At 39.9% G+C, this 14,694-nt stretch carries 15 protein-coding genes; 8 read left to right on the top strand and 7 right to left on the bottom strand.

Annotation, left to right across the window (positions count from 1 at the left end; translation table 11 throughout):
• From SanaruYs_RS00245 to SanaruYs_RS00225, 5 genes are all read left to right on the top strand, one after another.
• Nucleotides 1-645 carry a hypothetical protein gene (locus tag SanaruYs_RS00245; protein ID WP_127120505.1) on the top strand — a complete coding sequence of 215 codons (645 nt, stop codon included), beginning with the start codon at nt 1-3 and terminating at the stop codon, nt 643-645.
• Nucleotides 646-832: 187 nt separating this feature from the next.
• Entirely contained in the window at nt 833-2,341 is a 1,509-nt protein-coding gene (locus SanaruYs_RS00240) for a type IV secretory system conjugative DNA transfer family protein (protein ID WP_160118551.1), read from the top strand.
• Between the two features lie 12 nt (nt 2,342-2,353).
• Nucleotides 2,354-3,100 carry a hypothetical protein gene (locus SanaruYs_RS00235; protein WP_127120503.1) on the top strand — a complete coding sequence of 249 codons (747 nt, stop codon included), beginning with the start codon at nt 2,354-2,356 and terminating at the stop codon, nt 3,098-3,100.
• Nucleotides 3,101-3,279: 179 nt separating this feature from the next.
• Nucleotides 3,280-6,012, top strand: a complete 2,733-nt coding sequence (gene mobF / locus SanaruYs_RS00230) for a MobF family relaxase (protein ID WP_246011798.1) — start codon at nt 3,280-3,282, stop codon at nt 6,010-6,012.
• Nucleotides 5,996-6,382, top strand: a complete 387-nt coding sequence (locus tag SanaruYs_RS00225) for a hypothetical protein (RefSeq protein ID WP_127120502.1) — start codon at nt 5,996-5,998, stop codon at nt 6,380-6,382. Before mobF ends, SanaruYs_RS00225 begins: the two co-directional genes overlap by 17 nt.
• Nucleotides 6,383-6,620: 238 nt before the next feature.
• On the opposite strand, the gene SanaruYs_RS00220 is transcribed toward SanaruYs_RS00225, so the two are convergent.
• The 6 genes from SanaruYs_RS00220 to SanaruYs_RS00195 form a co-directional block, all read right to left on the bottom strand.
• Entirely contained in the window at nt 6,621-7,466 is an 846-nt protein-coding gene (locus tag SanaruYs_RS00220; protein WP_127120501.1) for a hypothetical protein, read from the bottom strand.
• Nucleotides 7,467-7,901: 435 nt separating this feature from the next.
• Nucleotides 7,902-8,435 (bottom strand): hypothetical protein, encoded by a 534-nt coding sequence (locus tag SanaruYs_RS00215; protein ID WP_127120500.1) that lies wholly within the window; start codon nt 8,433-8,435, stop codon nt 7,902-7,904.
• Nucleotides 8,425-9,447, bottom strand: coding sequence for an RHS repeat-associated core domain-containing protein (locus SanaruYs_RS00210; protein WP_127120499.1), 1,023 nt, complete (start codon nt 9,445-9,447; stop codon nt 8,425-8,427). The genes SanaruYs_RS00215 and SanaruYs_RS00210 overlap by 11 nt, the downstream gene beginning before the upstream one ends.
• 3 nt (nt 9,448-9,450) lie before the next feature.
• Nucleotides 9,451-10,512, bottom strand: a complete 1,062-nt coding sequence (locus SanaruYs_RS00205; RefSeq protein ID WP_127120498.1) for a hypothetical protein — start codon at nt 10,510-10,512, stop codon at nt 9,451-9,453.
• Nucleotides 10,513-10,545: 33 nt separating this feature from the next.
• Nucleotides 10,546-11,895 carry a hypothetical protein gene (locus SanaruYs_RS00200; protein ID WP_127120497.1) on the bottom strand — a complete coding sequence of 450 codons (1,350 nt, stop codon included), beginning with the start codon at nt 11,893-11,895 and terminating at the stop codon, nt 10,546-10,548.
• Between the two features lie 93 nt (nt 11,896-11,988).
• The gene (locus SanaruYs_RS00195) at nt 11,989-12,249 is read right to left on the bottom strand and encodes a helix-turn-helix domain-containing protein (RefSeq protein ID WP_127120496.1); all 261 of its coding nucleotides are present in this window, start codon (nt 12,247-12,249) and stop codon (nt 11,989-11,991) included.
• A gap of 132 nt (nt 12,250-12,381) precedes the next feature.
• Here SanaruYs_RS00195 and SanaruYs_RS00190 point away from each other — a divergent pair, with 132 nt between their 5' ends.
• The 3 genes from SanaruYs_RS00190 to SanaruYs_RS00180 are packed head-to-tail and all read left to right on the top strand — an operon-like array spanning nt 12,382 to nt 14,131.
• On the top strand, nt 12,382-13,023 hold the full coding sequence (locus SanaruYs_RS00190) for a hypothetical protein (RefSeq protein ID WP_127120495.1): 642 nt from the start codon (nt 12,382-12,384) through the stop codon (nt 13,021-13,023).
• A gap of 11 nt (nt 13,024-13,034) precedes the next feature.
• Entirely contained in the window at nt 13,035-13,442 is a 408-nt protein-coding gene (locus tag SanaruYs_RS00185; protein WP_127120494.1) for a hypothetical protein, read from the top strand.
• A gap of 8 nt (nt 13,443-13,450) precedes the next feature.
• Nucleotides 13,451-14,131, top strand: a complete 681-nt coding sequence (locus SanaruYs_RS00180; RefSeq protein WP_127120493.1) for a hypothetical protein — start codon at nt 13,451-13,453, stop codon at nt 14,129-14,131.
• A gap of 94 nt (nt 14,132-14,225) precedes the next feature.
• Here SanaruYs_RS00180 and SanaruYs_RS00175 read toward each other — a convergent pair whose 3' ends face one another.
• Nucleotides 14,226-14,693: a JAB domain-containing protein gene (locus tag SanaruYs_RS00175; protein ID WP_127120492.1), complete on the bottom strand. Its 468-nt coding sequence runs from the start codon at nt 14,691-14,693 to the stop codon at nt 14,226-14,228.
• Nucleotide 14,694: the final 1 nt, after the last annotated feature.

Genomic DNA, 14,694 nt, shown 5'->3' with positions numbered 1-14,694 from the left:
GTGTGGGAGGCTGTTTTGGCTGGCGCATTTCTTAATCTCGACCCGATTTCAGAAGAACGTTGCAAGCGTTATTTTATGCTTCATAAAACAACGCTACCTACTGATGTAGAGCATATCTCTAAAACCTATCTGCCCGAATATGAGTTGCCTGCCATGTTCTATATAGAACAACGCTTGGGCTACCTTCCCGATCCAAAACATGCGAAGAGACATGAATTCTATGTTCGATGGGCGTTGTGTCGTTTCCATCTTGATGAAATTCTTCGTTACGAACATTGCGTAAACGAAATGGATATCCATGTGCGTCACATACGTAATGCCGATATGAAAGAAGCCATCTGCCTAAGAGACAGCACCATTTCTTATTCCGATCTGTTAAAGTATGAGAATCATTTAGTCGAGCATAAAGATATTGTCCGTTCGAAAATTCAATGTTTGCTAGGTTATATGCCCGACCTAGAATACTCGCTCAAGATCGAACTTTACATGCGCGAATTCACCAATGAACTAAAGCCGGAAAGTCGCTTTGAGATTAACCAAGTGGATTATCGCGCCATCACCGGAATTCAATATCGCGAAACACATATAAAGCATGGCGTTGATGTAGCAGATAATCTACCTCTGCTTGGCCCTGGAATTGCTTAAATCAACAATAGGTAAAAATACTTATTCTTATACCTTAAAATCGGTATATGAATTTTATCAATTTCTCTTTGAAATGAGCTGAAAAGCATCATCCCTTTATTGATAACATAAATTTAATGCGTTCGCTTGCGCAACTATATGAGTAATTTATTTTCTTCAAACTAGATAGGCTTCACAAGAAATGCGTATGCAAGGATTCGATCTTGATACAATCCTTATAAATTTTAACGGTAAAACCACCTCGGATAACTGGACGATTCGAAATGCAGTCGAAGGCGTCCAAATATTTGGAGGAATAGGTTCGGGTAAAACCTCCGGCTCTGGCCGCCTCTTTGCTCTCAAATATCTAAAGGCTGGTTTTGGTGGTCTTGTTCTTACTGCGAAACCAGATGAAAAAAAACTCTGGGAAGACTATTGCCGCTTAACCGGACGACTTGGGGATATGGTCGTAATTGAACCTGGTGGAAAAAATAATTTCAATTTCCTTGAATATGAAAGTAAGAATAGTAGTCCAGGAATGTCAATCACTGGGAACATTGTCCATGTTCTCAAAACTGTATTAAAGGCAAGCGAAGAAAAACAAGGCGGTAAGTCGGATGATATGTTTTGGGAAAACTCCACCGATTTATTGATGCACAACCTTGTTGATTTGTGCAAACTCGCCTATGGCGCACTCAGAATAAAAGATCTTTACGAGATAGCCCAATCTCTTCCGAAAACAGAAAACGAATTGCTTGATCCTAAGCTCGCAGATCGCCCTTATCAAAAAGCTATTCGAATCGCGAATAAAAAGGTCAAAGAAAAGCTTGATGAGTGGGAGCGGAAATTTGACCTTCAGGAACTAAGCAAAATGGAAAAAGAGGGAACTTCATCAGGCCGTGCTATGGAAGACATTCCAGAATTACACTTGCTCTCACAAATAGAAGATTTCTTTCATATCTATATACCCATGAGTGAGAAGACCCGATCTATTATCGACTTCTCGTTTGTTGGTTTCCTCTCACGCTTTATGCATGAGCCTGTGTATTCTCTTTTCAGCAACAAGATTTCGAACATCGAACCAGAAGATTGCTTACGTGGGGCAATCATCGTTCTCAACCTTCCGGTCAAGTCCTATGGCAAGGTTGGACGTGATGCCCAAATCATGTTTAAATATATCTGGCAACGTGCCATGGAAAGACGTGATCCGAAATATGGTCAACGCCCTGTTTTCTTATGGGCGGATGAATCACAAAACTTCCTGCATGAACACGATGCAGATTATCAAGCCACAGCTCGGAGCTCGCGCATATGCACGGTTTATATCTCTCAGAATCTTCCAAACTACTACGCAAATATGGGGGGTGAAAAATCAGAGTATCGAGTCAAAAGCTTTCTTGGAACACTTAATACAAAAATATTTCATGCCAATGCTGATATTGAGACAAATACATATTCCTCGACATTGATTGGCGAAGCGGAATACGAACGTAAGTCAATCGGAGCTACAGCAGGCGTAAATAATATCTCTGGAAGCCAGACGTCTTCAACCCATACCGAAAAAATTGTGCGCCCCGAAGTATTCGTAAAACTCAAGACTGGTGGATCAAATAATGACGGTGTGATCGAGGCGTATATCCACCGGCCAGGAGCACCTTTTTCAACGGGTGATAATCACTTAAAGACGAAATTCAATCAGAGCGATCTTAAACTTTAACAAACCATAACAATGAAAAAAACTATATACAACTCGGCTCCAATCCAGCGATCTGAAATAGATCGTAACCAGCTTGCCAAATACATTGATTCGACTGCCATGCCCAAATTGATTTTGGAGGTGTTTATAAGAAAAAATTTTGGGGAACGCTATTTTACCTTCTGGTCAGCGATTAAGGCAACATTAGTTCTAGCGGTTTTACCATTGTTTATTCTTTACTTCCCAAGAATTTTCTTTATCCCAAAGTTCCGATTACAACCGATTCAATGGCCTGATTTCTTTTGGTCATATGCTACGTGGTATGTTTTTACTATTGCATTCCTCATAGTCGCCTACAAACGTCATGAAGAAACTAGGCGCCGATCAAACGAGTACGACTTTGAAACAGATAGTTTATATGCCGGTGATATTCACCCTCGATTTTTAAAGAATAAAACGTTCGGTGAGCCTAATATCAAGACTATTGAAACACTTTCCGAACCAGCTTTCTTTTTCGTTATCGGTATTGCATTAATAATCTTCGGACAATCGTTAGGAATGCTACTTGTTTTATGCAGCATCCTTTATTCCTGGAATTCCAGATTGCAATATAAAATAGGACATCATAGAACGCTCGACACAATTGAGGAGCGACTGTTCAATAATCAAAAGTTTGAGACTTATGTCGATAAGGTTAAGGCGACTCCGGATGGTGCGGTTAGAGAAAGAGTAGACGATACCGGTATAGCCAAGAACGATGATGTTTTCGAAGCAAGCTGAAGCACCTAAGAGCAGTGCTTAGGGGAGATGTCTGATGGGTTTTCTTTAACGAAAAAGCAGTGCTTAGGTATGACCAAAAGCAGTGCTTAGGGTAAGCGTTTTATCCATGATGCATACTTTCTAATGCATGCACTTTTTGACCCGCAGTTTTGTGATTCTGACCTATAACCCCATGCGCCATGATACGCATGATACAAAGCACATCCGCAGGCCATGCAAAGGCCTACTTTAATGACGCTCTCCTGAAATCGGACTATTACCTGAATGATCAGGAACTGCCCGGTCGGTTTCAGGGGCGCGTTGCTGCGCGTCTGGGATTAACGCCTGAAGCGGACAAAGAGACCTTCTATGCCTTGTGTGAAAATATCAACCCGTTAACGAACGAACCTCTTACACCACGCACGATTGATCAAAGACGCGTTGGTTATGATATTAATTTTCACTGTCCCAAATCTGTTTCTGTTCTGCATGCATTGTCCAAAGACGATCATATCCTGAGCGCGTTTCAAACGGCAGTACAGGAAACAATGCACGACATTGAACGCGATAGCAAAACACGCATTCGCAAAGGTGGGCAATATGCCGACCGCGAAACAGGCGAACTCGTGTGGGCGGAGTTCGTCCATCAAACGGCACGTCCCGTTGATGCTGCTGTTCCCGACCCGCATCTTCACGCGCATTGTTTTGTGTTCAATGCGACATGGGATCAAAAGGAACAACAATTCAAGGCAGGTCAGTTTGGTGATATCAAGCGTGACATGCCGTATTACGAAGCGCGGTTTCACAAACGCCTTGCGGATCGATTAGTGGAACTTGGTTACCACGTGCGCAAGACCGATAAGTTTTTTGAAATCGATGGTGTACCGCAAAACGTGATCGATATGTTTTCCAAGCGCACCGATGAAATCGGACGCGTGGCAAAAGAGAAAGGCATCACCGATGCCAAAGAGCTTGATGCGCTCGGAGCGCGCACACGCGCGAAGAAGGTGAAGGGCTTTACCATGTCCGAACTCAAAGACCATTGGAAAGACCAGATCAAACAAGCGGGTCTTAATAGCCCTGATCATATCGTCCGCTTTAACAAAGCACGTGAACCAGATTCGTTAACACCGGAGCAATGTGTTAATCATGCACTCGACCATCGGTTTGAACGTGCCTCTGTCATGCAGGATAGACGTATCCTAGAGACAGGCTATCGCCACGCCCTAGGCTCGCCTGTAGCCCTTGACGACATCACCAAGGCCTTCGAGGCCGACCAACGGCTAATCCATATACAGGAGGGCTCCAGAACCGTTTCTACGACCCGTGCAGTGCTGGCAGAAGAAAAGCGCATGGTTGACCTAGCCAACCAAGGCAAGGGCAAGCTACGGCCTTTGTACCTCAACGAACCCTCTATTGGTCTAAAGGGGGAACAGTTTGAGGCGGTGCGTCATGTGCTCATGACCCCCAATCGTGTGTCGATCATCCGAGGTCGTGCGGGAACAGGCAAGACCACGTTAATGAAAGAGGCCGTGTCACTTATGGAAAAGGTTAACAAGCATGTCACGCTTGTCGCCCCCACCTCTCAGGCTTCGCGTGGTGTGTTACGCGAAGAAGGGTTTAAGGACGCAACTACCGTTGCCCATCTCTTGCATGACAAGGAACTTCAAAAAAATCTCACTGGTCAAGTGCTATGGGTTGATGAAGCTGGCTTGCTCGGCACAAAAGATATGACCGCCCTGCTCGACCTTGCAACTCAGAAAAATGCGCGTCTGATTTTAAGCGGTGACACGCGTCAACATGCAAGTGTTATTCGGGGTGATGCGTTGCGCATACTCAACACCGTGGCCGGCATTAAGTCGGCTGAAGTGAGCCGCATCTATCGGCAAAAGAATGTTGAGTATCGCGAAGCGGTGCAAGCCCTGTCCGATGGCAAGATCAAACAAGCCTTTGAAAAACTCGAAGCCATCAACGCGATCAAGACAATCGATCCACTAAAACCGAATGATACATTGGTGGAGGATTATTTTGCAACAATCAAGAAAGGCAAGTCGGCACTGATTATCTCGCCCACGCATAAACAAGGTGATGCGGTGACGGATGCTATCCGTACCAAGCTCCGCACTGAAAAAATGATCGGCAAGAAAGAAGTGACACTACCGCGCTATATCAATCTAAACATGACCAAGGCGGAGAAGGAAGATCCGCGCAATTACAAACAAGATCACATCCTTTACATGACGCAAAACATGAAAGGCATCAAGCGCGGCACTGCCTGGGCGGTTAAGCAAGTAAAAGGACACTATCTGGAAATACTAAATGACCAAGCTGAAATATCATCCCTCTCCATCAATGATCACAAGAATTTCGAAGTCTATCAGAAATCGACAATAAACTTATCGAAGGGTGATAAAATTCGCGTAACACGAAACGGTTTTGATACGAACGAAAGACGGTTGAATAACGGCCAAATCGTAGAGGTTCTATCTGTCACTAAAAAAGGAAATATAAAAGTCCGCAACCCGATTAGTAAAATTGATTACATACTGCCACCTGATTACGGACATATCGCGCATGCGCATTGTATCACGTCACATGCTTCACAAGGAAAAACAGTAGATGAGGTTTTTATTTCGCAACCCTCCGGCACGTTTCCTGCAACCGACCTAAAACAGTTTTATGTATCCGTTTCACGTGGTCGTGACAAAGCCCATATCTACACGGACGACAAACAAGCCTTGATGGAATACGCAAATGAAATTGGCGACCGACAATCGGCCATTGAACTCACCAGCCGAAAAGACCTAACGCGCGATATAGCCGAACGCCTTAGCCGCGAAGCAATGAACCACAATACCCCCAGTACACCGAAACAAAAATCAATAGAAAACATACCAACCCTAAAGAGAGATACCTATGAGCCAGAAATATAAAGATAAGTATGAAGAGCTGCGGAATAATGACATTGGGCAGAAAGAGACCGTAACCAATGAAACTGAACACGCATTTTACGATATGCCAGGAAACGCGCGTATGGTCACATTCGCATGGCCTGACGGACGGGAACTTTTCCTAAACTACGCTTATCTGGTGTCTGGGGAAATAACTGAAGCGGGGGAAACCACTACTCTTTTTTTAACGTTCACAACCCACCAGATAACTATAAAAGGACATGGACTTCAGGAACTATTTGTCAGTCTGACAGGTCAAACAGCCAAAACCCTTCGAAAGCAAGATCCACGATATACAGCTATAAATGGCGAAAAAGCTAGAATTTCAGAGATTTTGGCAGAAAATCGGTGACTTTTGGCTTCACAATTGTATTAATATTAAATAGTAAAAGATTATGAAAATTGAACTTATGAGCTTATATTGGCGTGAAATGATACATTACTTTTTAGACTTGACTTCTCAAAATGCTAAGTGTATTTCTATGTCTATCAACGACGACCAAACCATGGTGAATAAAATGAAACTCGGCGGCGGCACTACTTCATAAATACCCTATAGATATAACTTACTATCTCAGCAGGTCTAACGATCATGCTATACTTTTGCCTAGCTCCCATTCAAGCTTGAATTCTTCTGTTGGCAAAAGAGAAGGTACGTAAGTGTATATTATTGATCTACCGCAAGCTTGGGTAAGTAAGATCCTGCTATCTACGACCCGTTGCCATGGTCTTTTATTCTCTCTTTCTAGAACTTCTGAGCGATCATTTTCATGAGCCTCCAGTTCATCGTCCTTCTCTCTCCAAAACATATCTACTCCTTTAACTTCTCTATCAGGAATTACTATTTCTAATCTATAAAATTTGCAATAATTAATCCCTTTAATAATCCAGTACTCTTTTGTGTCATTTATAAAGCCGTCTTCTATTATACAAGAACAATACACATGCAAATCATTTCCATTTTTTCTCTGTCTCTTATCATAAAAAAACTTCAAAAAACTGTTATTGGAAAATCTATAGTTACAATGAATCGTAGACACATTTGATATTTTCCCATCGGATTTTAACTCAACAGGTCGAATGTCTGCTTCTGTCGATATGAAGTTCGAAACAAAATCATGTCTCCGAATAGATACCCGTTTCCCCTTATCATCTAAATATTCAACAGTAATTTTTATAAAGTCTAAAACGACACCTGAGTTTATATTTCGGCTATTCAGAATCAATCTTTCATACCAGCGATCTAAGGCTTTTTGATAAGCTATAATCAGAACTGATAAAATAATAACCAATACAGCTATTATATAATCATAAATTAATAGGTTGTTAATCCTGCTAACTAAGTAAGAAGCATAACTAACAACGATAACTGGTATCACGAAATTATTTATAACTTTTGAAATAACTTCTGATTCAACTATTCTCTTTCTTTTCATAGCTATTAAGCAAGGTTTCTTTTTACATGATCATAAAGCAAAATTCAAAATTGAGCATATGCATCCTATATACAGACTTCTAAGTTTGGTAGCTATTCCACAAGACACAAGCCCCTTAAGTTAGTCGCCACATATAAACCGAAATCGTCATCCTTGCAGATAACCGTCGTATCGGGAAAGTTAAAACACTTTACTTGAGAACCACCTTGAAGTATCACTTCACTAAATTTAAGATTGTAGCTATTGCTTCTTTTAATTTTATTGCAATTACTGACTGGTTCTCGTTTGGAAATAATCTTGAAAGTGGTATCATTCTTACTAGCATAAATAACGTAGTAGCTTTTGACTTTTTCTAATTTCTCAATTTTATATGGAGATTCCTGGCCAAAGGAAAACTCATGCCATGTTAACAATAATAGCGAGCAAATGATATATTTAGTGAATCAGATCATCCTCAAAATCTAAATCCTCTTCATCATCATAACTTTCAAAAGAGCTAATTCTGAAATATTGCATATCCCCACCTCTTCGCTTAGCGAGCACTTGCCAAAATAGCGCATCGTTCATAAATGGCGCATTAGTGTTTGAAGTTGTCAAGCTATCTGGCATGTCAACTTTGCAGTTGATAGAGTCATAAAGAAAAATATGACTCTGCTCAAATCTAAATGCATCACATACACCAAGCTTTTCATTAGCAAGGTGATTACTGAAATAAACTCGAAGTATTGCAGAGCTATCATTTAGATACTCAGAATAGAAAATATGAAAGTTGGATTCAGAATTTAATTGAACATCAAATAGCTTCAATAATTGCTCTACCTCTAATTCTGTTACACGAAACTTTTTAGATTTCGTCAATGCTTGTGATTCAGTACTACTTGAACATGCTATAATACCACAAACTAAAAAAACAACTAAAGCAATAAACCATTCATTTTTTTTCATACCTAAAATCATTTTATTCTTCATCGTCCCATGATTTATCTGATAGCCTCCAAATTATTTTTGAATTGTCGGATTTGACTTTGTACATACCAGTGTTTGATGTAGCTCCTCCATATGTCGTTCTATACTTTGCGTAAATAAAATAAGTAATATCAATCTTCTTTAAAACCTTATTATCAATTGCATTAATTTCATCAGTATCTGAGGGTTTAGGGAAACCTAAGGTTGGTCCTTGTGGATGACCAGGATGAGTATGAAAGTAAGAAGAAATCTCACCAGTAAAAGATCCGTCCGCAGAAGTAAAAGTTTTTTTTGAATCAAATATCGATGATCCCGAATTCATTCCAACAACATTTCCGGCCTTATCCTTTTGGAGTGTTTGCCCTTTATAAGGCTGTACACTTAAAAACTTATCATCACCGTTTTTATATACTGCGCCAGAAACTTCTTCGTTAGTATACATTGAAATATTCACTACTAATTTTAATCCACCCTTTACATTACTCGTTTCAAGACCATTCTCCTTTATGTTTTGTCCATCTTTCAGTAATCCTTTATCCACTTTATCTGCGATTACAGTAGTATTATCCTTAGCATCTACTAGCTTATCATGCTTATCATCAGTCTTTTTAATTAGTTGGATATTTCCTGTCTCAGTATCCATAGCATAATCATCCAGCAATCCATCGGGATCTATTCTGCTAACTGGATTATTCTGAACAAAATTATATGGTGTAACCGACCATCGAAAATCAGCCAATGGATCAGGTGACATCCATCTACTGATAAGCTCTGGCTGAAGCGTTGCCTCTGAATAAGTCGTATCATAAGTTACAAAAGAAACAATTTTACCAGTTCGCCTATTTATTACAACACTACCAATTTGGGCTAATGTATCCTGATCAAAAGTCTCCACAAATTTTCCATTACTCAGAGTTGCAACTTTTACTTTATACCCATATTTCTCGAATGGCTGTTGAGCACAGATGGTAGAAATTTGGAAGAATAGACAGATTAAAAATGCTATGGTCTTCATTTACTAATTTGTTGATTTTAAATTCATCATCAATTCCTTATTGGCATACCTATCTCTCTGCATTTTCAACTCACCTAACCATGATATGTACATTTCTTTTGGCATCATCCTATACCCTATTGTATGGATATGATAGTATCGCTTTTCCATTTCATTGAAAAGCGTTCTTGCCTCTGGAATACTTAATGCTTGAGAAGGATAACTCAAGTTTTCTTTCTTCATGATGGCTTCAAATCGCTTTTTAAAAATCTCAGCTTTAAGAAGAAGTGCATTCGTGTAAAACGGATAATACTCCAAAGCTAGGTCTGCACATTTTTCGATAAAATCAATATCGTTTGGAAACTTTCTTTCATACCCCTTTGCTAGATCAATAACGGTAACGGAAATGGACTGTTTTTGACTAAGCGTATCCATGTAAATTCCATTTTGTATGGCACTCAAATGAATATAACCAGACGCCATAATCCAAGCATCAATCGGAAAATAGGCACTCGTAAGCTCTGTGTTAAACCACCCAGTCTTTTTAGAATACAGTTTAATGTATGTGTGGTTAGGAGCCATTGCCAAATAGGCATTAGCTCCTAACTCCTCGCAAAGTATCTTATACAGAAATGGAAGTGAATGACAGTTCCCTAAATTAGTATCAAGTAACTTCGTAACGAACATTTTTGTCCAATTCTTATCACCCCAAAAATCATCAAAGTCGTATTGAAAAGGTGTCGTTTTAAAATAAGCAGAATCATCCACCAAATAATAAACAGTATCAGTCATGAATCTAAAAACCGATGCGTATTTCTCAACCGTTTTAAGATCACTCTCTTTATAAAGAAGTTGGTGTTGCTGTGAAATCTTTGTGCATAAATCTGCATATTCTGCAATTCGGAAATTGAAAGTTTCATAATCAAGTCTACCACCTAAGTAGGCATTTTCCGTTACAAAAACTGCTCGCTTAAAACTTAGCTTTTCAGTTCCTTTAAGCATTCCCTCCAACTCATTGTAAGCCTCTTCAAACAATTCCTTACGATTATCATTTGACTGAGAATATGCGAACGTAAAATTCAACATGACTAAAGTAAATAATGCAATACATCTCATAAACTAAAACTCAGTCATTGATGATAAAATCTTTCTTCTTTCTAAATGCTGTTGCTTCATACTTTCGCTCTTCAAAGAGCCTAACCATTTTTGATACATCTCAGGAGGCATTTGAGCAAATCCTAAATTATCAATCGTTTTGCCGTAATCAATTGCGTTTTTTATGATCTCCCTGAATTTTTGATCCTCAGAAAAATAATACACTCGTGGTATGTTTAATCGGTTGTATTGTGTCTCAACTTTATGTCCTAATACATTGTAATAATTTGCGATGTGCATATAGGCATGAATACTTTTAGAGTCATAAGCCAGTACGCGTTTAGAGCATTTAAGCACAAAATCATCGTACCCGTATTTCTTCACATAGCTATTTGTGAGGTCATTTAGAGTGAAATTTATTATTCTATCTAATCCAAGGGTATCCATATATATCCTGCTCTTTATTGCAGCTGATGTTATATATCCTGACTGAAGAACAAACTGATCCGTTGTGAACATCTGGTTCGTCAATTCTATATTATTCAAATTCCCTTTATCATCTTTAAACTTAATATAGCAATGTTCGGGAGAAAACGAGAGGTAGGCCTTTGCATTGATTTCCTGACATAGTATGAGAAATAGCAAGGGAAGAGAATGACACTGCCCCTTCCCTGTCTTGATTAGCTTACTGACAAACATTTTATGGTAGTCCTGCATCCCATAAAAATCCTCAAAGTCGTAAGTCTTAGGGTAAGTTGTTATTGTTTTTTCAAGTACTGGATTCTTTACCCTTAAGGTGTCTGCCATAAACCGAAATGCTGCCATTATTTTCCCCAGATTGTCATTAGGAGAAATATTTTGTTGCATCATCTCAAGCTGAATGATTGACACCAGTTTGGCTATCTGCCTTTCAAACCGTTCGTAGTTAAGCGTTGTGTCATAAGCATGTTCAGTGAGAAATACGGCACGTTTCAGGTTATAGGGTATTTTACCCTCTATCATACCACTTATTTCTTCGAAGGCTTTTTCAAAATGTCTAAAACCGAATGCTTTATTGACTGCATATGAATGACTAATCTTAGAAGCCAGCTTACTATCTGTTTCTTCATCAATACCTAACTCCTTATAGGCTTGGTTTAAGGCATCTTGCTTTTGTTTTTCATCCAACTCATGATTGCGCATGTCTTGTTCGATCATGTGCATATTTCGCTTCTGAATTTCCTGTGTTGAAAGTAGTCTGTTGTATTGAGGATTCTGAATTGCAGGAGCTGAAAAAGTTGGAAGTGACGGATTAGGAATAGAGGCGGATGGTGACTGTCCGTAAGCAATATTAATAGCCCATAAAAATGCAATGAGTACGAGAATTGACCTCATGATTTAGATTAAATTGGGTCAAGCAATTGGGCTTCTTGCTTAACTGTCTTATCAAAAAAAGTAGCTTTTCATGAGAAAACCAAGCGTAGGTCTTTACTTTTTTGTTGCCTTCTTCTCTTTTAGTAGATCAGCGAAAAACTCCTCAACGGTCAGCTTATGGATTGCAAGTATCTTCACTAGGCTTTTAAGGGTAACGTTGGTCTTCCCTTTTTCTATCCGCCAATACTGCACTCTTGGTAATTCATTGTCGTAGGCAAAAGTCTCATGACTTGTATAACCTTGCTTTTTTCGCAAATCCTCAAGCTTTTTACCTACTTTTTCAAGCAGAATAGACAGTATTTCTTCTTCTTTCACAGCACCCAAGTTGGGTATCCTTTTACCTAAATGTTACTTCTTAAAAGAGTACATCATATAAGATAAATTTTTATATTTGTATTCCCTGGCGCTCGTAGGGTTCTAAACTATTTACAACTCAAACTTTTAAACATGTCAGTATTACAAAACTCCCACTTCTTCGCGTGGCCGCGCTTGAATCATGGCCGCTTTTGGGTCATGGCTTCGACCCTTGTTCTTTCAATTTTTATTGCATCATGCTCCGGCTCTGGTAATGGCGGCTTTGGAAAATCAGAGGTTGACCTCACAACTGCGCAAAGTACTCTGGAATCAATGTTTCGGGCTTTTCAGGCGAATGATACAGCAACCTTTATGAGTATGGTGGCAACGCCCGATGATTTTCGATCTCATTACGAAGCTGAAAATGCTTTGAAACCAGATGATAAAACAACCCCTGAGGAATTGGAAAAAGACGTTCAAAGCGCAATTGAATACCTAGACCGTTCTCGCATTCAAAAGCGTTTGGTCAATGCTTACAATAAAGGATTGGCTGACGGTATAGCCGAATGGAAAGATGTCACCTTTAGCAGAGCATCAGGTGAATATGTTGATGAATTAAATCAAAGCAGCAATCGTATTTTCTTTACCTACAAAGAGAATACTGGGGCACTGAAAATTGGCCACTTAATTAAAGCTAAGAGGGGTTGGGTCTTGGGTAGTGCACGATTTGGCTTTTCGGGTGGAGCTACACCCGAATACGATAAAATGATTCCGTCATCAATGTTTATTCGTTAACCCTACTCTATATGAATTCTAAAATTACTTCTCTGCTTTTAATCATCTGCTTTGGTATAATCTTTTCCTGCGAAGAAGAGGAAACAGGTTGTGAAAATCTTGGTGGCGTAATCCCAAATCACTACTACACTTTTTGGATTCGTGAAACGTCAGGCTGTACCTCCGTTATCACAGTTGATATTTATGACGAGAATGGCAATAAGCGCGATCAATCAGCAAGTAATAAAGTGATACGCACATTCTTTGAACCAAATAATTGTGAAGGTGGTGATCAAAGCTATGCGAAGTATGGACTAGCTATTGGCAGGACATTTCGCTATGAGGCCTATTGCAATAGTGCCAGTGGTGCAAAAACTTGGGAGGGAACATTCAAAGTCCCATGTGATGCCAATGGTTGTACGCTATTCGAAATCAAATAAAAAATCCTATGAAACTATCATCTACATTTTCCGTCCTGTTGGGAGTGCTTGCAATATCAAGTTGCAATAATGATGAACCACTTCCTAAATTCCCATCTGAAATGTCGGGAGTTCTTGAACATATATCCATACACACAAGTCCTTCTAACTCCCTAGAGGACATTAGCTTTGAATTTATTGATTCAGAAGGAGAACGGGTACTTGTTGAAGTTAGCCCTACAACGGGAACATTTATGACACCCAATGCTGAAATAACATACTTATCTGATACTGACATTTTTTTGGATGACACTGTTATAGAAAAATGGAAATCTTCTGATGGAACAACCCATGCCGAAATTCTAGAAGCTGGACCAGTAAAGCCATTATCTGTGATTATTACCTTTTATGAGGGTGCAAAAATGTTACACTACAATCAGAAAAAAGGAGCTTATGGCAGCTTGGAAAAACTGGATGCTCCAAAAGAAATACGTATTGATGCTGGAGGAACAGTATTTGTTAACTACACGCCACACGGAGGCCTGTCACCTTCCTTGAGTGCACCATTCCTTGATCGTTCCAAGTTTAAAGAAGCAATTCTTGGCGGCCTTACAGAATTGATTGACAGCAATCCCAACGCCTCTGGCCTTCAAAGAGCGCCCGTAAGCATATATTTACCCTACTTTGACCCGTATGAAAGCAAAGATTAATTATACTGTATTTAAAGTGTTATACTGATCTTAGATAAACCTATTAGCCGGGGAAAAAGGCCACTGCGTTTGTATAGCAGTGGCCTTGGCTTTCCTAGGGTATCAGACCTTCATCGGCAAATGAGTAATAGCTTTCTGAGGTCATGATCACATGATCAACAACCCCGATATCAAGATACTTCCCTCCTTGCGCCATTTTACGCGTTAAGTCGATGTCTGCCTGACTTGGTACTAACGCACCTGATGGATGGTTGTGCGCCAATATAAGGCTTGTAGCACGTGCCTTAAGGGCGATTGCGAACATGATCTTTGGATCAGCAACACAACCCGTCACACCCCCTGTTCCAATATCGGCAATACCTATACAGGAATTGCGTCTATCGAGTAGCACGATTTTGAACTGCTCCAACAAGTCGATCTTGTTCCAATCCCATGCCTGTTTCAGGATGGCATAGCATTCCCGTGATGTGGTCACACGGGGTCTATCGGCTGCTTTGACTTTGCTGCGATAGACGAGATCAACCTCTGCTATGTTAAATAGCTGTTCAATGCTCTGCTCCATG

The sequence above is a fragment of the Chryseotalea sanaruensis genome (assembly GCF_003990915.1).
GTDB classification, from domain to species: Bacteria; Bacteroidota; Bacteroidia; order Cytophagales; family Cyclobacteriaceae; genus Chryseotalea; species Chryseotalea sanaruensis.
Note: the sequence above shows the minus strand (reverse complement) of the source record. Positions and strands in the feature narration are given on the sequence as shown.